The sequence below is a fragment of the Pelagovum pacificum genome (genome assembly GCF_016134045.1).
GTDB classification, from domain to species: Bacteria; Pseudomonadota; Alphaproteobacteria; order Rhodobacterales; family Rhodobacteraceae; genus Oceanicola; species Oceanicola pacificus_A.
In genome coordinates, this window is sequence record NZ_CP065915.1 from 2417708 (window position 1) to 2436161 (window position 18454).

Below are 18454 nucleotides of genomic sequence, written 5' to 3' on the forward strand. Positions count from 1 at the left end.
TTCGCACGCCGGCGAACTCAACCCGAGGCGCGCAACCGCTCGCGATGCCGTGCGAGCCAGAGCAGCATCATCACCAGCGGTCCGACGTTGATCTCACCGCTGTCGACAAGCGCCATCGCGCGGTCGAAGGACATCACGTGGCTCTTGATGTCCTCATGTTCCTCCTCCGCACCACCGAGCCTCTGGTCGGCCCCGGAGAGGTCGGCAAGCCCAAGAAAACAATGGAAATAGTCCGTGTTGTAGCCCGGCGATGAATAGACCGAGGAGATCGGCAGGACTTCGCGGATGCCGAGGCCCGCCTCCTCGATCGCCTCGCGGACGGCGCCCTCTTCCGGCGTTTCGCCCGCGTCGACCATTCCCGCGACTGGTTCCAGCACAAGGGGATGTGGATCACCGCGCATAAGCGGACCGAAGCGCAGCTGCTCGATCAGCAGCACCTGATCCGTCGCCGGATCGTAGGGCAGGATCAGAGTCGCATCGAACGACACGAAACATTCCCGGCCGAGCTCCGGGCTCAGCGCACCGTCGAACCGGCGATGTCGGAAGGTAAACCGCCGCATCCGAAAGAAGCCGTCGTAGCCCGTGGAGGTCGAAGTGATGTCGACCGGGTTGTCCGACCCGCGCACTTCGGTCGGCGCGGGTTTCACCAGTTCGGCCCGGATCCAGCCGCGCGCCTCGATACCGTGGTGCACCGCGATCATGTCCTCGACCGGCTGGCCGGCCTCGAACCGCTCCATGATCTCGACCGCCGATTCCACGGTGGCCGCCGCCCAGCGCGCCACCCAGGCGTCCAAATCCCACGGGTCGCCCGACAAGACGGACCGGTCACCCGGCATGTAGACCTCGGCCCGCACCGGACCGTCCCCCGTGCTGACCTCGACCTCCTTCACGGCGTAGAGCGTGCCGCCCTCGTAATAGTCGAGCCGTGCCCGCTCCTGCGGCGTGACGTCGAGCAGCAGGCCCGGCACGTCGCCCCCACCGGTGGCGAGGCCCGGATAGCGCTGCCCGTCGACGCCGCGCACTTCATGCCCGGCCAGCACACCGGACGGCAGCTCGCCCGGGTCACGGCCGAGCACATGCGTCAGCAGCGGGCGGTGCCGCAGCGTCCCATAAAGGAAGAGCGTCATGTCAGCGATAGGTCCGGCCCGCGATTTCCGTGACGATGCCGCCGATGATACCGACGCCGAGGATGGTGCCCCAGATCTCGTAGGTAGAGATGAAGGTCAGGTGGACGACCATCTTGTCGAACACATCTACCACCGCCGCCATCGGGCCGGGATAGAGCATGTTCAGGCTGTCGAGGATCATCTCGTAGAAGCTGAGCAGGAAAACCGCCCAGAGCAAAGTGATGACCGCACCCGTTAGTCCGACCCCCATCATCGCCGCAAAGCCGAGGCCGGCGCGGCTGCCGACGATCGACCAGCCGCAGAACAGGCCCACCACGGCGGTGAACTCGGCGAAGCGACCGGGATCGGCGTCCTCCGGCAGCATCGGTTCGATCAGGTACTCCGAGACGTACCACGCCAGCGCGGCGTAGAAGATGGCCGCCGCAAGGCGTGCGAACGTCGGCATGTCCTGTCCCTCCTGCTCTCGCGGAAGGCCGGGTCAGGCTGGCCGCTCCACGGTGATCTGCGTCACGTCGCAGTTGCTACTATGAAAGGTCGCCGCGCAAGAGGTGAGATAGACATTCCAGAGCCGCCGGAACCGCTCGTCGAAGCCGAGGCGGGCGATATCGTCCCACTTCTCGTTGAAGGTCTCGTGCCAGCGCCGCAGCGTGATGGAGTAGCTCTCGCCGAAGTCCATCTTCTTCGCCAGTTTCAGGCCGGCGTCCGCGATCTCTTCCTTCAGGCGCTTCGGAGCGGGCAGCATACCGCCCGGAAAGACGTACTTCTGGATAAAATCGACGCCCTTGCGGTAGCTCTCCCACCGCTCGTCGCGGACGGTGATGATCTGTAGCGTGGCATTGCGGCCGGGCTTCAGCCGATCGCGCAGCGTCTGGAAGTAGACGGGCCAGTATTGCTCGCCCACCGCCTCGAACATCTCGATGCTGGCGATACCGTCGTAAGAGCCCGTCTCGTCCCGGTAGTCCTGCAGTTTGAATTCGACCTGATCCTCGAGACCCGCCTTGCGGATCCGCTCGACGGCGAAATCGTACTGTTCCTTGCTGATGGTCAGTCCGGTGACCTTCAGGCCCCGCTCCTTCGCGGCGTATTCCGCGAAGCCGCCCCAGCCGCAGCCGATCTCGAGCACGTGGTCGCCGGGCTTCGCGCCCATCTGGTCGACCATCGCCGCATATTTCTGGCGCTGCGCCGTTTCGAGCGCCTCCTGCCCGCTTTCGAACAGCGCGGAGGAATAGGTCATGCTCTCATCGAGCCACAGGCTGTAGAACTCGTTGCCGAGGTCGTAGTGGGCCGAGATGTTCTTCTTCGCCTGCGTCTTGGTGTTGCGCTGCATCCAGAAGCGGAACCGCTCGTAGGCGCGCACGATCGATATCCCCGGAAAGCCGTCGAAGATCGCGTCGTTGTCGGCGTGGACGAAGTCGAAAAACGCCAGAAGGTCGGGCGTCGACCACGCCCCGTCCACGTAGCCCTCGCAGAAGCCGAGGTCGCCGTCCCGGATCAAACGGGCGAAGATGTCGGGATCATGAATGTGCGCTTCGGCCACCGGGCCGGGTTTCCGCCCCTCCGCACGGAACGTGCGCCCGTCGGGCAGGTGCAGGTCGATACGACCATGCTCCAGCTTCTGCGCGATATCGAACACCTGTGCGAAATATCGCGGAAGGTTCTTCTGCCCTTCGGTCGTCATCAGGATCATGTCTTTTCCCCGTCATCCCTAACCCCATGTGGAGTTTAGGTCGGCATCGTTAATTGTCACGCTATCGCAAGGCCATGGCTCAGAAATCCCGGTTCTGGTAGGCGTCGAGCGCACGCTCGCGGCCCTCCTTCACTCCGACCACGGGCTCCGGCTCGGGATCGTCGGGCGACATCCCCCAGCTCTTCGGGATGGCGTCGAAATAGGCCAGCGCGGTCTTGGGCGGAGAAGACTGGCCTTCCGCCACCCACGCCTTGCGGTAGTCGCCGTCCTTGTCGAACCGCTCCGCCTGCGTCTCGGGGTTGAAGACCCGGAAATAGGGCGTCGCATCGGGGCCGGAGCCCGCCGACCATTGCCAGCCCAGCGCGTTGTTCGCCGGGTCCCAGTCGATCAGGCAATCCTCGAACCATTCCTTGCCGATGCGCCAGTGACACATCAGGTGCTTGGTGAGGTAGGAAGCGACGATCATCCGGCCCCGGTTGTGCATCGTGCCTGTGACGAACATCTCGCGCATTGCCGCGTCGACGAAATCGATCCCGGTGCGACCTTGCTTCCAGGCCTTCACCTCGGCCTTGCGCTCGTCCTCGTTCCACGGGAAGGCGGACCATTCCTCGCGCCAGTTGTCCGAGGTCAGACGCGGCGTGTGGTGAACCAGATGGTACGCGAACTCGCGCCAGCAGAGCTCTTTCAGGAACGTCTCTGCCCCCTGCTTGCCCTCTTCCCGCGCCCGCACCCCGGCGTGCCAGCATGCGCGCGGAGAGATCTCTCCGTAGGTGAGGTTTTCCGACAGGCGCGACGTGCCCTCGACCGAGGGGACGTCGCGTGCCTCGCCGTAGTCGGCGACGCGGTTGGCGATGAAGGAGCCGAGCCGGTGCGACGCCGCGTCTTCGCCGACGCAGACGTAGGGTTCGACCACAGCGGCGCCGCGCTGCATGGCGGCGCCCATCTTCCAGTCTTCGAGCTTGTCCGATTTCGGCCAGCTGTCCGGCGCGGGAAGCTCCTTCGGTGCGGACAGGGTTGGGGCCACGTCGCGGCCACGCACAGCTTTCCAATAGGGCGTGTAGACCTTGTAGAACTCACCCTGCCCGGTCTCGACAGTCCAGGGTTCGAACATCAGGTGCCCCTCGAAGGACCGTGCGTCGATGCCGTCGTCCTTGAGGCCGGCCTTCACGCGCTCGTCCCTCTGGCGGGCGTCGGGATCGTAGAGCCGGGACCACCAGACCGCGCCGGCGCCCGTCTCCTTCACGAGCGCCCTCAGCTCCTCCAGCGCCTTGCCGCGCCGCAGGACAAGGCGAGAGCCTTTGTCCGACAGCGTCTCCGCAAACGCACCGACACCGAGGCCGAGCCGCCAGCGCGGTGCCGCGCCAGTCACCTCGACGACCTCGTCATGCAGGAAGACAGGGATGACCGGACGGCCACTCTTCACGGCCTCCGTCAGGCCGGGGTGATCGCCAAGCCGCAGGTCGCGGCGGAACCAGAATATGATGGGGGACGTGTCGCTCATGTCTCTCTTACGCTCGATGCCGGGTGCAGGATCAATCACCGCACCCCCTGCCCGGGTTCCGTGTTCCACCCAGCCAGAACGCAACGCGGCGCCCCCGGGATGAGGACGCCGCGCCGCAGTTTCGGATCATGTCGCCGGATCAGCGGGGCTCGGAGCGGAGCCCTTTCACGATCGAGTAGCACATGACGAGCAGGATGACCGCGAACAGCAGACCGGTGGAGATCACCATCGACTGCAGAGCCGCGAGCCCTCCGGCCAGCAGAAGGGCGATCGCAACGACGCCTTCGAACATGGCCCAGAAGATCCGCTGCGTGACCGGGGCGTCGACCTTGCCACCGGCGGTGATCGTGTCGATCACCAGCGACCCGGAGTCCGACGAGGTCACGAAGAACACCAGGACGAGGATGATCCCGATCAGCGAGGAGATCGCCGTCAGCGGCAGCGCGTCGAACACGCGGAACATCTGCACGTCGAGCACCGCATCGGCGGCGGCAGTGTAGCCGTCGTTGACGACCTGGCTGATCGCGGTGCCGCCGAAGACGGTCATCCAGAAGACCGACAGCAGCGTCGGGATAATCAGCACGCAGACGATGAATTCGCGCACGGTGCGACCCCGGCTGACGCGGGCGATGAACATGCCCACGAACGGTGACCAGGAAATCCACCAGGCCCAGTAGTAGCTGGTCCAGCCCTGTGTGAAGTTCACGTCCTCACGGCCGAACGGCATCGACAGCGCCGGCAGGTACTGCCCGTAGGCGCCGAGGTTCTCGAAGAAGCCGAGCAGCAGTGCCACGGTCGGGCCGGCCAGCAGCACGAAGACCAGCAGCAGCAGCGCGAGGCTGAGGTTGATCTCCGACAGCACCTTCACACCACCATCAAGGCCCCGGATGACCGAAATCAGCGCCATCGCGGTAATGATGCCGATCAGGATCACCTGCGAGGTGATGTTGGAGGGGATGCCGAACAGGTCCGACAGGCCGGCCGTCGCCTGCGCCGAGCCGAGCCCGAGCGAGGTGGCGAGCCCGAACAGCGTCGCGAAGACCGCGATCACGTCGATGACGTGGCCCCAGAAACCCCAGACCTTCTCGCCCAGGATCGGGTAGAACGCGGAGCGGATCGAGAGCGGCAGACCCTTGTTGTAGGAGAACAGCGCTAGCGCCAGCGCAACGACGGCGTAGATCGCCCAGGGGTGCAGGCCCCAGTGGAAGATCGTGCCGGCCATCGCCAGGCGCTCGGCGGCCGCGGCATCGCCCGCAGCCCCGCCGAGCGGAGCCCAGTCGGTGCGAAGGCCGTTTTCGCCCACCGTCGTGCCGCCCATCGCGGAGGAGAAATGCGTCAGCGGCTCGCCCACGCCGTAGAACATCAGGCCGATGCCCATGCCGGCGGCGAACAGCATCGAGAACCACCCGGCATAGCCGTAATCCGGGGTGGCTTCCTTCCCGCCGAGCCGGACGGAGCCAAGCGGCGTCAGGGCGATGACCAGCGCAAAGATGACGAAGATGTTGCCCGAGAGCAGGAAGAACCAGTCGAAGCCCTTCGTGACGAAGTCGAACATCCACGCAAAGGCCGCCGCCGCGGTGTCGGGGGCGAGGATGGCGAACAGGACGAACAGGACGATCGCGGCGCCCGAGACGACGAAGACCGGGTTGTGGATGTCGATCCCGAAGGGGCCGATCTTGGTCTCGATGTTGTCCTGTCCGATCTCGTAATCGGTGTCGATGACGCCGGCCGCCCCCTCCGGGGGTGGTACGGCGTCGGTGATTTCGTCGGTCATGTGACCTTCCATTTCTTGTTATCGGGCCCGGCCCGGGTCAGCAGGAGGGATGCTGACCAGTCCGGCAGGACGCAAAGTATCGTCCGCGCTGCCGGAAGCGGCCGGTTCAAGTCGAGGAAGACGCGATGCCTTCCGCCCGTGAGTGTCATTTCATCGCACGGCGCCCTCTCCGGCCGCGACAATATGCCTAGCGTAACAGCAGAAAGTCGCCGAAGTGAACCCGTGAAGCCGCTTTTCCGACCAAAAACGACGGATGCGGGCATGTCGTGTGACATACCCGCGCACCCGGCCCCTCGTTCGCGACAGCCGTCAGGCGGTGACGTCGACCACAACGCGGCCCTTGACGCCACCCTCCAGGATCGAATTGCCGAGCTCCGGCAGGTCCTCGAGCGTCGCGGGCACCACCATGCCGTCGAGTTTGGAAAGATCGAGGTCGGAAGCGATCCGCGACCATGCCACGCCCCGGATCTCGTTCGGGCAGGTCACGCTGTCGATGCCGAGCAGGTTGATCCCCCGCAGCAGGAACGGCACCACCGTGGTGGGCAGGTTCGCTCCGCCGGCGAGGCCGACGGCCGCGACCGAGGCACCGTGTTTCATCTGGCCCAGCACTCGGGCCAGCATCGCGCCCCCGACAGCGTCGATGCAGCCGGCCCAGGTCTCGCTCTCGAGCGGGCGCTTCACGGTCTCCGCGATGTCCTCGCGCGGCACGATCGTGGTCGCGCCGAGGTCCTTGAGATAGTCCGCGTTGTCCGGCCGACCCGTGACGGCTGCGACCTCGTGACCAGCCGCCGCAAGCAGCGCCACGGCGACGGAGCCGACACCGCCCGAGGCGCCGGTCACCAGCACGGGCCCCTGCCCCGGCTGCAGCCCCTGGTCCTCGAGCCGCAGCAGCGCGAGCATCGCCGTCAGGCCCGCCGTGCCGACCGCCATTGCCTGCCGGGTCGTCAGCCCGTCCGGCAGCGGCAGCAGCCAGTCGGCCTTCACCCGCGCTTTCTCGGCGTAGCCGCCCCAGTGAACCTCACCGACGCGCCAGCCGGTCAGCACCACCTTGTCGCCGGGCTTGAACCGGTCGCTGTCGGAGGATTCCACCGTGCCCGCGAAGTCGATGCCCGGCACGTGCGGGTAATTGCGCACCAGCCCGCCGCCGGGCCCGATGCAGAGCCCGTCCTTGTAGTTCAGGGTCGAATATTCGACCGCGACGGTCACGTCCCCGTCCGGCAGGCGGGATTCATCCATGACCTGTATCCCGGCGTGAGTATCGTCTCCGTCCTTCTCGACGACGAGCGCTCTGAACATCTGCTATTTCTCCGGCATGAGGGGAAGGTCGGTCGCGGTGGTCGCGTGACCGGCTGCGGTGAGCATCGCGTGAACCTGTCCCCGGTGGTGTGTCTGATGATTGAACAAGTGAGTAACGATCAGGGCCCGGGGGTAGGTCCCGCCCGGCCCCCAGGTGACGGTGCCGGTGAGGTCGAGCGCCGTCAGCGAGTCGGCCCAGAGCCTGATCCGTCCGTCTGCCCGGAACCGCGCGGTGCTCCACTCCGCCCCGTTCGGCGTGAGGTCTGCGCTGCCCTCGGGCGAGCCGCCCGGCAGCGACGCGCCCTGCAGCCGCGCAAGGATCCGGCGGTCGGCCCAGAGCAGGTGGTTGAGCGTGCCGAGGATCGAGCCGAAGAACGCGCCCCGGTCGCGCCGCAGCTCCTCGTCCGGCATCGCCGCGACGGTCGTGCGGATGGAGTCGTTCTGCCATGCGTTGTAGCGCGCCATGGTCCGGCAATAGTCGGGCGTGATCACGTGACCTCCATCGGGTTGCCGCCACCTCCTTCAGCACCTGCCGACTATTGTGCGCGACGGGACCGGCTGCAAGCACATCCCCCTTGCCCGCGCGCAGGCCCGTGCTAGCGTCGGTGCGGTCCAAAGACACAGGGAGAACACTCATGACCCTCAAGCATCTGCTCGGCTCCGCCGCCGCGCTCGCCACGGTCGCCTCCGCCGCCGCGGCCCAGGACGGCGACCTCATCATTCTCGACTATCCGGGGTTCGAGGATCCCGCCTACCACGCCGCCTACATCGAGAAGAACGGCGACAGCCCGACCTTCAGCTTCTTCGGTGACGAGGAAGAGGCGTTCCAGAAACTCGTCTCCGGCTTCGAGGCCGACATCGCCCACATCTGCGCCGGCTCGGTGACGAAGTGGGTCGAGAGCGGCATCATCGAGCCGTGGGACACCAGCATGATCGACGCCTTCGGCGAGCTGAACTCCGACCTGACGGGTGAAGACGTGGCCTCCGGCGATGCCGAAGCCTACTTCATTCCGACCGACTTCGGCTCGACCGCGATCGCCTACAATCCCGACGAAGTGCCGGAAGAGGACGTCTCGACCCTCGAAGTCTTCAAGAACCCCGACTACGCCGGCCGCCTGACGATCCCCGACAACGTCGACGACGCCTACGCGCTCGCTTACCTCGCCACCGGTGTCACCAACTGGTCCGAGGCGACGGACGAGGAATTCGAGGCCGCCAGCGCCTGGCTGCGGGAGGTTCACCCGAACCTGCGCACCTATTGGACGGACCCGGCCGAGCTCGCGCAGCTCCTCTCCTCGGGCGAGATCCTCGTCTCCTGGGCCTGGAACGAGACCTACCCGACGATGGTCGAGGAAGGCCGGTCCATCGCGTTCGAGCGTGAAATGACCGAGGGCTCCTCGCTCTGGCTCTGCGGCTACGTCAACATGACCGAGTCGCCGGGCTCGGAGGAGAAGGCCTACGACTACCTGAACGCCATCCTCGCCCCCGAGAGCGCGATGCCGCTGCTCGAGGCCGGCTTCGGCACCTCGAACGATGCCGCCCTCTCGAGCGAGATCAGCGAAGAGGACCTCGTCGCCTCCGGCCTCGAGTCGATCGACGTACCGGTGCTCGCCCAGCTACCGATGAGCCAGGAGCTGCGTCAGAAGCAGTCCGAGACGTTCGAGATGATCAAGGCCGGGTTCTGAGCCTCAGACCATCCGGTATTGCACCCTCGCGGGAGACCGCGGGGGTGTTTTTTTTGGGGGGGCCGTTGGGGGTGCGCATCGAGCGCGCACCCTACGCGATCCGCCTGCAACGCGCCGCATAGCCTTCGCCCCTCGGGGGAGAGGGTTGGGTGAGGGCCAGTCCGCATCCACCGCGCACCCCACACCATATACCCGCAACGCGCCGCATAGCCCTCTCCCCGCGGGGGAGAGGGTTGGGTGAGGGGCCAGCGCGCGCCCACCGCGCACCCACACCATCCACCCGCAACGCGCCGCATAGCCCTCTCCCCTCGGGGGAGAGGGTTGGGTGAGAGGCCAGCGCGCGCCCACCCGCACCCACACCATCCACCCGCAGCGCGCCGCATGGCCCTCTCCCCTCGGGGGAGAGGGTTGGGTGAGGGGCCAGCGCGCATCCACCGCGCACCCCACGCGATCCGCCTGCAACGCGCCGCATAGCCCTCTCCCCTCGGGGGAGAGGGTTGGGTGAGGGGCCAGCGCGCGCGCCCTCCCCGCCCCGACACACCACCCGCACAATCCCCAGAAGATCGAAGTTCCGCCCCGCCTTCACCAAGGTTAACCGCCCCAACCCCGCTCTGAGCAGTTGCCCGATCCCGAGCCCCCGCCTAGGCTGCCGGCAGTTCATTCACAGACCCGCATTCCAGCACCATGATCCGATTTCTCGCACCGCTCTTCTTCTGCCTCGTCGCCGCCACCGCATGGGCGGAGACACTCTATGTCCACGCCCCCGGCGATGGTTACCTGAACCTGCGCACCGGGCCCGGGACCGGCTACGCGATCGCGGCCGAGATGTATCACGGGTCCGGTGTCGACGTTCTCGACAAGCCGGGGGCCTGGTATCGGGTTCGCCATCCCGACACCGGTCTCTCCGGCTGGGCGCACAGCAGTTACCTGACGCACCGGACCGACCTGCGGGACATGTACGTGAATTCACCCGGCGACGGTTTCCTGAACCTGAGGACCGGCCCCACCAGTGGCGCGCAGGTGATCCGGCGAATGTACCATGGCGACGCGGTGAGCCTGCAGGGACGCAACGGCCGCTGGTTCTTTCTCTATCATCACGGCTCCGGCTCTCAGGGCTGGGCGCACGGACGATACCTGACGGGACCCTGACGACATGAAGACCGCCATCGCGCTGCTGTGCCTCCTCGCCGCCGCACCGGCAGCTGCCCAGGATTGTACCCTGCCCGTCGCCAATCCCCGCGCCGACGGCTGGGTGATGGAACAATCACCCGATGACGGCTGGTCGGCCAGCCACGAGGTCCTGTCACTGACCGTCCTGCTCACCGTCGACGCTCCGGTCACGCCGCTCGCGCTCGACTGGTATGTGCCGCCGGAGCTCGGCAGCCGGGTCGGCCTGCTGCGCTATTTCTCCGGCGAGCCGGGCACCTACGAGCTGACGGTGCTGGAGCGCACGGCCGTCATCGACCTCGAAAGCGGGCTGATCCTCGCCGCGCCGATCTCCTCGGCGAACTGCGTGCCGACGGTCTGGACCTGGTACGAGGACCGGCTCGAGGTCGATGACGGCCACGGCGGGGTCGTCGTGGAACTGCCGGCGGGATAATCCCCGAAAGGCCGTTTCCGCCCGGCGCGCGGCCGTGCTAAGGCACGGCGATGCGACTGCTTTTCCTTGGTGACGTGATGGGTCGTGCCGGGCGCTCGGCCATCACGTCGGACCTGCCCCGCCTGCGAGAGGCGTGGCGGCTCGATTTCGTCGTGGTCAACGGGGAGAACGCCACCAACGGTGCCGGCCTGTCCGTCGAGCACGCAAAGCTCATCCTGCAGGCCGGGGCCGATGCCATCACGCTCGGCGATCATGCGTTCGACCAGAAGGACATGCTGGGCTTCTGCGAGTCAGAACCCCGCATCGTCCGCCCGCTGAACTATTCCAAGGCGGCGCCGGGCCGTGGCGCCCGCGTCTTCGACGCGCCGGGCGGCCGCAAGGTCCTGGTGGCGCAGGTTCTGGGGCAGGTGTTCATGAAGCGCCCGTTCGACGACCCGTTCTCCGCCGTCGAGACGGTGCTCAAGAGCCATCCGCCCGGCGGCATGGTCAACGCCAGTCTGCTCGACGTCCATTGCGAAGCGACTTCCGAGAAGATGGCGATGGGCCATTTCTGCGACAGCCGGGCGAGTGTCGTGGTCGGCACGCACACGCACGTCCCCACCGGCGACGCGATGATCCTGCCGGGCGGCACGGCCTACATGACCGATGCCGGGATGTGCGGCGATTATCACTCGGTCATCGGCATGGACAAGCAGGAGCCCCTGCGCCGCTTCATCACCGGCATGCCGAAAAGCCGTTTCGAGCCCGCCAAGGGAGAGGCCACGCTGTCTGGCCTCTATGTCGAGACCGACGACCGCACCGGCAAGGCGACGCGCGTGACCGCGGTGCGACAGGGCGGACGGCTGGAGCAGTCCGGCCCGTGATCCGGCTTGCACCCCTCGCTTCGCCGGATCATCCTCACGGCTGGCGAGTCGACAGGGCATCATGACTGACCTACTCCAGCTTTCGCAGACCGGCGAAGCGATCCTCACCCTCACCATCGTCGTGATGATGTTCCTCGCGTTTCTGCGAGAGACCTATCCGGCGGAAGTGGTGGCCATCTGCGGCGCGGCCCTGATGTTGGTGGCCGGCGTCCTGCCCTACGAACAGGCCCTGACCGTTCTGTCGAACCCGGCGCCCTGGACCATCGCGGCAATGTTCATCGTGATGGGCGCATTGGTGCGCACCGGCAGTCTCGATGCGCTGACGAGTTTCGCCGACCGCTACGCGCAGACCCATCCGAAGCTCGCCATCGGGGCGGTGCTGGTGTTCGTCATCCTCGCCTCGGCGATCATGAACAACACGCCCGTCGTCGTCGTGATGATCCCGGTGATGGTGCAACTGTCCCGCACGCTCGGACGACCGGCGTCGAAGTTCCTGATCCCGCTGTCCTACGCGGCGATCATGGGCGGCACGCTGACGCTGATCGGCACGTCGACCAACCTGCTGGTCGACGGCGTGGGCCGCCGCTACGGGCTCGAGCCGTTCTCGATCTTCGAGATCACCCCGCTCGGCCTGATCGTGGTCGCGTGGGGCATGGTCTACCTGCTGTTCATCGCGCCGCGGCTGCTGCCCGACCGGGACAGCATGGCGACGCTCCTGTCGGACCGCTCGAAGATGCGCTTCTTCACCGAGGCGGTGATCCCGCCCGACAGCAACCTCGTCGGTCGCGAAGTGACAGGCGTCCAGCTCTTCAAGCGCGAGGGCGTGCGGCTGATCGACGTGATCCGGGGCGACCTGTCGCTCCGGCGCGACCTCAAGGGCGTCGAGCTGCAGGTCGGTGACCGCGTAGTGCTTCGGACCGCCATGTCCGAGATCCTGTCGCTCCAGCGGAACAAGTCGCTGCGCCGGGTCGACCAGCTCTCCACGGTCGAGACCCAGACGGTCGAAGCCCTCATCACGCCTGGCTGCAAGATGGTCGGCCGGACGCTCGGCACGCTGCGGCTGCGCCGGCGCTTCGGGGTCTACGTGCTTGCCGTGCACCGCCGGAACCAGAACATCGGCCGCGCCATCGACGACCTCGTCGTCCGGGTCGGCGATACGCTTCTGCTCGAGGGGGCGCACGAGGATATCCAGCGTCTTGCCACGGAGATGGAGCTCGTCGACGTCTCCCAGCCCTCCGCTCGCGCATTCCGCCGCAGCCACGCCCCGATCGCCATCGGCGCGCTGTTCGGGATCGTGATCCTCGCCGCGCTCAGCGTGATGCCAATCCTCGCGCTCGCCGTCATCGCGGTCGCACTCGTGCTGGTCACGGGCTGTATCGATGCCGACGAGGCCTTCGGCTACATCGACACGCGCCTGCTGGCGCTGATCTTCGCGATGCTGGCGGTGGGGGCGGCGCTCGACCATTCCGGCGCGGTGCAGCTGATCGCCGGGGCGCTGGCGCCGTCGCTGGCGGTGCTGCCTGCCTTCGCGGTCGTGTTCGCGGTCTATGTGCTGGCGACCACGCTCACCGAAGTCGTGTCGAACAACGCGGTCGCGGTGGTTATGACGCCGATCGCGATCGGCCTTGCCAACGCGCTCGGCTTCGATCCACGGCCGCTGGTGATTGCGGTTATGTTCGCCTCCTCCGCCGCCTTCGCGACACCGATCGGCTACCAGACCAACACGCTGGTCTACGGTCCGGGCGGCTACAAGTTCTCCGACTTCATCCGCGTCGGCCTGCCGCTGAACCTGTCGCTGGCCGTGATCGTCTCCATCGCCATCCCGCTGATCTGGCCCCTGGTTCCCTAGACGGTTTTCGACGGAAAACCGCTATCGACCTTTCGGCGAAAATTCGTGATCGCCGGGCCGGTGGACTCTACCCTCCCGCACCCGGATAATTCCGCCCATGAGTCTGCCCCCCGCCTTCTTCGACGAGTTGCGCTCGCGCCTGAGCCTCGCCCAGGTCGTCGGGCGCAAGGTCATGTGGGACAACCGCAAGTCGAACGCCGCGAAGGGCGACCTCTGGGCGCCCTGCCCGTTCCACCAGGAAAAGACCGCCAGCTTCCACGTCGATGACCGCAAGGGGTTCTACTACTGCTTCGGCTGCCACGCGAAGGGCGATGCGATCTCCTTCGTGCGCGAGACGGAGAATGTCGACTTCATCGAGGCGGTGAAGATCCTCGCCGGCGAAGTCGGCCTCCAGGTGCCCGAGGCCGATCCCCGGGCCCAGCAGCAGGCCGACCAGCGCACCCGCCTGACCGACGTGATGGAAGAGGCGGTGAAATACTTCCGCCTCCAGCTCAAAACCGGCGCGGCGGCTGACGCGCGGGATTACCTCAAGCGGCGTGGCCTGTCCGAGGACGCACAGGAGCGCTGGCAGATCGGCTTCGCCCCGCCCGGCTGGCAGGGGCTGTCCGACAGTCTGCGGGGCAAGGGCATCGCACCGGACCTGCTCGACGCTGCCGGCCTCACCCGCAAGTCCGATCGCGGGAAAGAGCCCTACGACGTCTTCCGCAACCGCATCATGTTCCCGATCCGCGACCCGCGCGGGCGCTGCATAGCCTTTGGCGGCCGCGCGATGGATCCGAACGACAACGCCAAGTACCTGAACTCGCCCGAGACTGCGCTCTTCGACAAGTCGCGGACGCTCTACAACCACGGCCCCGCGCGCGAGGCTGCCGGCAAGGGCGCGCCGCTCATCGTGGCGGAAGGCTACATGGACGTGATCGCGCTGTCCGAACACGGCTTCGGCGCCGCTGTGGCGCCGCTCGGCACCGCCGTCACTGAGCACCAGCTGGCGCACCTCTGGCGGATGGCCGACGAGCCGGTGATCGCGCTCGACGGCGACACCGCCGGGGTCCGGGCGGCCCGCAAGGTGGTGAGCCTCGCCCTGCCAATGCTGCAACCGGGCAAGTCGCTGCGCTTCGTGCTGCTGCCGGACGGACAGGACCCGGACGATCTTCTGAAGGCCAAGGGCCCGGCGGCGATGGCCAAGCTGCTCGACGAGGCGGACCCGATGGTGCGCGTGATCTGGGCGGAGGCGACCGAGAACAAGTCTTTCGACAGCCCGGAGCGGAAGGCCGCGCTCGACCACGCGCTGTCGCAACGCACCGCGCAGATTCCGGACCAGGGGCTGCGGCGCCACTACGACGACGCGCTGCGCCAGCTGAAGTGGGAGCTGTTCCGCCCTGCCCGCACCCCGCGGCGTGGTGGTGGCTTCCGGCGCGACGTGCCGGCGACCGCGCGGACCTCCACCCGCAACTCGATGCTCGCGACCGGCGTCATGCCCGAGGACCACCTGCGCGAGGCGGTGATCCTCGCCACCTTCGTCATCACGCCCGGCGTGCTGCCCGATTTCCTCGGCGAACTCGAACAGCTGTCGTTTTCCGGACCGGGTCACGCGGCGCTCGCCCATGCGCTGCTGCACATCGATCCGGAAACGGACATCCGTCCGCAGATCGAGGCCCGGCTCGGCCCCGATGCCCTTGAAGCATTGCTCTCCCATACCCATGTCGCCCTCACCCCCGCCGTGCGCAGGCCCGGCGATGTCGAGGCCGCGCGCCTCTGCCTGGCGGAGGAACTGGCGAAGCTGAATGCCCGGCGCGGTCACCGGCGGGAAATGCAGGAAGCCGAAGAGGACATAAGGGACGGCCTCGCCGACGAACATGTCACCGCCCGCCTTGCCCAGTCCGGGGCAACGCTGCAGCGGGCAGGTTCGGGCACGTCGTCCGAGGACAGAACGGAATTCGAGGTCGGCGCGAACGGGGCGCGAATCAGCCGCGACGAGCGTGCTCGCTTCGACGATTTGCTCGCGCAGATCAACTTTGAAAAACGGCCGGACGGCGCTAACTGACTGCCATAGGCCACATCTGAAGGTTTTTCCGGTAGAGAGCTTGCGAATCACCCGATTCGGCTTTTGATTCGAAAGCTAACTCTTCCCGGCAGCCGCCATATCCGAGGAGCGCCCATGGCCGCTAAAGACACCGACGATCACAAGGAAGACGTTCAGGACGGTGACATCTCGCTCGACATGAGCCAGGCCGCCGTCAAGAAGATGATCGCCGAAGCGCGAGAGCGCGGGTACATCACCTACGACCAGCTGAACCAGGTTCTTCCCCCTGACCAGGTCTCGTCCGACCAGATCGAGGACGTGATGTCGATGCTCTCGGAAATGGGCATCCAGGTCACCGAAGAAGAAGAGAGCGAGGAGACCGAGGAGGAGACGAAGTCCACCGACCTCGTCACCAAGGAAGGCTCCCGCGACGTTGCCCTGTCCTCGGGCGATACCGAGAAGCTCGATCGCACCGACGACCCGGTGCGCATGTACCTGCGCGAGATGGGCTCGGTCGAGCTTCTGTCCCGTGAGGGCGAGATCGCGATCGCCAAGCGGATCGAGGCTGGCCGGAACACGATGATCCTCGGGCTCTGCGAGAGCCCCCTGACCTTCCAGGCCATCACGATCTGGCGCGACGAACTTCTGAACGAAGACATTCTGCTGCGCGATGTCATCGACCTCGAGGCAACGTTCGGCAACCAGCTCGACGGTGCCACGGACGAGGAACCGGTCGTCGATCCCAATGCCGAGTCCCAGACATCCAAGAAGGACGACGGCCCCGAGCTCGACGCCGACGGCAACCCGATCCAGAAGGACGACGACGAGGACGAGGAAGACGCGGCCAGCATGTCGCTCGCCGCGATGGAAGCCGCGCTCAAGCCGCGCGTGCTGGAAACGCTCGACATCATCGCCGAGAGCTTCGGGCGCCTGTCCGAGATGCAGGACGCCCGGATTTCCGCCCAGCTGAACGAGGACGCCTCGTTCACCGAGCAGAACGAGGAAGTCTACCAGCAGCTCCGCTCCGAGATCGTTGAACTGGTGAACTCGCTTCACCTGCACAACAACCGTATCGAGGCGCTGATCGACCAGCTCTACGGCATCAACCGCCGCATCATGTCGATCGACAGCTCGATGGTGAAGCTGGCCGACCAGGCCCGGATCAACCGTCGCGAGTTCATCGACGCCTATCGCGGCTACGAGCTCGACCCGACGTGGCTCGACCGGATGAGCCAGAACACCGGCCGCGCCTGGCAGGCGTTCATCGAGAAATCGACCGACAAGGTGGAAGAGCTGCGCGCCGAGATGGCGCAGGTCGGCCAGTATGTCGGCGTCGACATCTCCGAATTCCGCCGCATCGTGAGCCAAGTCCAGAAGGGTGAGAAGGAAGCCCGCCAGGCCAAGAAGGAAATGGTCGAGGCGAACCTCCGGCTCGTCATCTCGATCGCCAAGAAATACACGAACCGCGGCCTGCAATTCCTTGATCTCATTCAGGAAGGCAACATCGGCCTGATGAAGGCCGTCGACAAGTTCGAGTATCGCCGCGGCTACAAGTTCTCCACCTACGCGACATGGTGGATCCGGCAGGCGATAACCCGCAGCATCGCCGACCAGGCCCGCACGATCCGTATCCCGGTCCACATGATCGAGACGATCAACAAGCTGGTCCGCACCGGCCGCCAGATGCTCCACGAGATCGGTCGCGAGCCGACGCCCGAGGAGCTGGCCGAAAAGCTGCAGATGCCGCTCGAGAAGGTCCGCAAGGTGATGAAGATCGCCAAGGAACCGATCTCTCTCGAGACGCCCATCGGCGACGAGGAAGACAGCCAGCTCGGCGATTTCATCGAGGACAAGAACGCGGTCCTGCCGCTCGACTCCGCCATTCAGGAGAACCTGAAGGAGACGACGACACGCGTTCTGGCCTCCCTCACCCCGCGCGAGGAACGTGTCCTGCGGATGCGCTTCGGGATCGGCATGAACACCGACCACACGCTCGAGGAAGTCGGCCAGCAGTTCTCGGTCACCCGCGAACGGATCCGCCAGATCGAGGCGAAGGCGCTCCGCAAGCTCAAACACCCGAGCCGCTCGCGCAAGCTCCGCTCGTTCCTGGATCAATAAGATGTCGTTTCTGTCCAAACTCTTCGGTGGCAAGTCCTCCTCCTCCAACCGGGAGGAGGTCAAACTCCATTCCTACAAGGGCTTCGACATCTATCCTGACCCGATGTCGGACGGCGGTTCCTGGCGGATCGCCGCCCGGATCGAGAAGACTGTCGAGGGCGAGCTGAAAGTGCACCAGCTCGTCCGCGCCGACACGTTCCAGGACAAGGACGTCGCCACCAAGGAGTCCATCGCCAAGGCCGAGCTGATGATCGACCAGGAAGGTGAGCGGATCTTTGGGTAGAACGACTGCGGATGGCATTGCCCTCCGCGGTAGCCAAAAGTGGCTTCAGACCTTCGTCGAAAATCATCCCGAGGCTCTCAATCCCCGCAGTCTTCGCCCTCTGACTTGGGTTTCGCCGGTCAGATCTGATCGGTTTCGTGAGTATCGAGACGGCCCGTTCCTCGAAAGGATCGGTTTAGCGCATCTTACCGAGCCGCTTGCAGACTTTTGGCCAATTCGGGGGGCCGTCTGGGACGGACTGGCCCTTGCCGGTGAACAACCGGTTCTCGTCGAAGCCAAGGCACACGTCGCGGAGTTTCTTTCCTCTCCCAGCGGCGCGGTTTCGGAGGCATCAAAGGCGCAAATCGCGGCGGCGCTCGCCCAGTGCAAGCTCGGCCTCAAAGCGGATGATCGCTCTGATTGGAGTCGCTGTTTCTACCAGTACGCCAATCGGCTGACCCATCTTTGGTGGCTACACCAGCACGGCATCAGCGCGCATCTGCTCTTCGTGAATTTCGTGGGTGACAAGGACATGGGCGGACCCGAAGACGTCGCGCCATGGCATGCTATTGAGAAGGCCGCAGACTACGCCTTGGGGCTCCCCAAGACGCATCCGCTTTCGCGTTTCGTCCATCATGTCCATCCCGACGTCCGGACCGGGGCTTAACC

Annotated in this window: 16 protein-coding genes; 9 read left to right on the top strand and 7 right to left on the bottom strand. The window is 66.0% G+C overall.

What is annotated here, in order from left to right:
- Positions 1-17: 17 nt before the first annotated feature.
- From I8N54_RS11920 to I8N54_RS11950, 7 genes are all read right to left on the bottom strand, one after another.
- Complete coding sequence (locus tag I8N54_RS11920; protein ID WP_140197007.1) at positions 18-1127, bottom strand: gamma-glutamylcyclotransferase; 1110 nt, start codon at positions 1125-1127, stop codon at positions 18-20.
- 1 nt (position 1128) lies between these two features.
- The gene (locus tag I8N54_RS11925; protein ID WP_140197009.1) at positions 1129-1572 is read right to left on the bottom strand and encodes a TrgA family protein; all 444 of its coding nucleotides are present in this window, start codon (positions 1570-1572) and stop codon (positions 1129-1131) included.
- A 33-nt stretch (positions 1573-1605) separates the two neighbouring features.
- A complete protein-coding gene (locus I8N54_RS11930) occupies positions 1606-2814 on the bottom strand; it encodes an SAM-dependent methyltransferase (RefSeq protein WP_140197012.1) in 1209 nt (402 codons plus the stop codon).
- A gap of 79 nt (positions 2815-2893) precedes the next feature.
- Complete coding sequence (locus I8N54_RS11935) at positions 2894-4315, bottom strand: cryptochrome/photolyase family protein (RefSeq protein ID WP_140197015.1); 1422 nt, start codon at positions 4313-4315, stop codon at positions 2894-2896.
- A 139-nt stretch (positions 4316-4454) separates the two neighbouring features.
- The gene (locus I8N54_RS11940) at positions 4455-6089 is read right to left on the bottom strand and encodes a BCCT family transporter (protein WP_140197018.1); all 1635 of its coding nucleotides are present in this window, start codon (positions 6087-6089) and stop codon (positions 4455-4457) included.
- A 309-nt stretch (positions 6090-6398) separates the two neighbouring features.
- The gene (locus I8N54_RS11945) at positions 6399-7385 is read right to left on the bottom strand and encodes an MDR family oxidoreductase (protein ID WP_140197020.1); all 987 of its coding nucleotides are present in this window, start codon (positions 7383-7385) and stop codon (positions 6399-6401) included.
- A gap of 3 nt (positions 7386-7388) precedes the next feature.
- Positions 7389-7877, bottom strand: coding sequence for a DinB family protein (locus I8N54_RS11950; RefSeq protein WP_231592734.1), 489 nt, complete (start codon positions 7875-7877; stop codon positions 7389-7391).
- A gap of 143 nt (positions 7878-8020) precedes the next feature.
- Here I8N54_RS11950 and I8N54_RS11955 point away from each other — a divergent pair, with 143 nt between their 5' ends.
- The 9 genes from I8N54_RS11955 to I8N54_RS11995 all read left to right on the top strand — a co-directional run bounded on the left by I8N54_RS11955 (position 8021) and on the right by I8N54_RS11995 (position 18452).
- Positions 8021-9070, top strand: a complete 1050-nt coding sequence (locus tag I8N54_RS11955) for an ABC transporter substrate-binding protein (protein WP_140197023.1) — start codon at positions 8021-8023, stop codon at positions 9068-9070.
- Between the two features lie 684 nt (positions 9071-9754).
- The gene (locus tag I8N54_RS11960; protein ID WP_140197026.1) at positions 9755-10219 is read left to right on the top strand and encodes an SH3 domain-containing protein; all 465 of its coding nucleotides are present in this window, start codon (positions 9755-9757) and stop codon (positions 10217-10219) included.
- A 4-nt stretch (positions 10220-10223) separates the two neighbouring features.
- Complete coding sequence (locus I8N54_RS11965) at positions 10224-10670, top strand: hypothetical protein (protein WP_140197029.1); 447 nt, start codon at positions 10224-10226, stop codon at positions 10668-10670.
- Between the two features lie 50 nt (positions 10671-10720).
- Positions 10721-11533, top strand: coding sequence for a TIGR00282 family metallophosphoesterase (locus I8N54_RS11970; protein WP_140197032.1), 813 nt, complete (start codon positions 10721-10723; stop codon positions 11531-11533).
- Positions 11534-11594: 61 nt separating this feature from the next.
- Entirely contained in the window at positions 11595-13382 is a 1788-nt protein-coding gene (locus tag I8N54_RS11975) for an SLC13 family permease (protein ID WP_140197035.1), read from the top strand.
- A gap of 97 nt (positions 13383-13479) precedes the next feature.
- A complete protein-coding gene (gene dnaG / locus I8N54_RS11980; protein WP_140197038.1) occupies positions 13480-15426 on the top strand; it encodes a DNA primase in 1947 nt (648 codons plus the stop codon).
- 114 nt (positions 15427-15540) lie between these two features.
- Positions 15541-17523 (top strand): RNA polymerase sigma factor RpoD, encoded by a 1983-nt coding sequence (gene rpoD / locus I8N54_RS11985; protein WP_140197041.1) that lies wholly within the window; start codon positions 15541-15543, stop codon positions 17521-17523.
- Position 17524: 1 nt separating this feature from the next.
- Positions 17525-17806 carry an HlyU family transcriptional regulator gene (locus tag I8N54_RS11990; RefSeq protein WP_140197044.1) on the top strand — a complete coding sequence of 94 codons (282 nt, stop codon included), beginning with the start codon at positions 17525-17527 and terminating at the stop codon, positions 17804-17806.
- Entirely contained in the window at positions 17799-18452 is a 654-nt protein-coding gene (locus tag I8N54_RS11995; protein WP_198571726.1) for a hypothetical protein, read from the top strand. The genes I8N54_RS11990 and I8N54_RS11995 overlap by 8 nt, the downstream gene beginning before the upstream one ends.
- The last annotated feature ends 2 nt before the right edge of the window (positions 18453-18454 follow it).

Coding starts and splice junctions, on each gene's coding strand:
- I8N54_RS11920 (WP_140197007.1), bottom strand. CDS start 1,127: ATGACGCTCTTCCTTTATGGGACGCTGCGGCACCGCCCGCTGCTGACG.
- I8N54_RS11925 (WP_140197009.1), bottom strand. CDS start 1,572: ATGCCGACGTTCGCACGCCTTGCGGCGGCCATCTTCTACGCCGCGCTG.
- I8N54_RS11930 (WP_140197012.1), bottom strand. CDS start 2,814: ATGATCCTGATGACGACCGAAGGGCAGAAGAACCTTCCGCGATATTTC.
- I8N54_RS11935 (WP_140197015.1), bottom strand. CDS start 4,315: ATGAGCGACACGTCCCCCATCATATTCTGGTTCCGCCGCGACCTGCGG.
- I8N54_RS11940 (WP_140197018.1), bottom strand. CDS start 6,089: ATGACCGACGAAATCACCGACGCCGTACCACCCCCGGAGGGGGCGGCC.
- I8N54_RS11945 (WP_140197020.1), bottom strand. CDS start 7,385: ATGTTCAGAGCGCTCGTCGTCGAGAAGGACGGAGACGATACTCACGCC.
- I8N54_RS11955 (WP_140197023.1), top strand. CDS start 8,021: ATGACCCTCAAGCATCTGCTCGGCTCCGCCGCCGCGCTCGCCACGGTC.
- I8N54_RS11960 (WP_140197026.1), top strand. CDS start 9,755: ATGATCCGATTTCTCGCACCGCTCTTCTTCTGCCTCGTCGCCGCCACC.
- I8N54_RS11965 (WP_140197029.1), top strand. CDS start 10,224: ATGAAGACCGCCATCGCGCTGCTGTGCCTCCTCGCCGCCGCACCGGCA.
- I8N54_RS11970 (WP_140197032.1), top strand. CDS start 10,721: ATGCGACTGCTTTTCCTTGGTGACGTGATGGGTCGTGCCGGGCGCTCG.
- I8N54_RS11975 (WP_140197035.1), top strand. CDS start 11,595: ATGACTGACCTACTCCAGCTTTCGCAGACCGGCGAAGCGATCCTCACC.
- dnaG (WP_140197038.1), top strand. CDS start 13,480: ATGAGTCTGCCCCCCGCCTTCTTCGACGAGTTGCGCTCGCGCCTGAGC.
- rpoD (WP_140197041.1), top strand. CDS start 15,541: ATGGCCGCTAAAGACACCGACGATCACAAGGAAGACGTTCAGGACGGT.
- I8N54_RS11990 (WP_140197044.1), top strand. CDS start 17,525: ATGTCGTTTCTGTCCAAACTCTTCGGTGGCAAGTCCTCCTCCTCCAAC.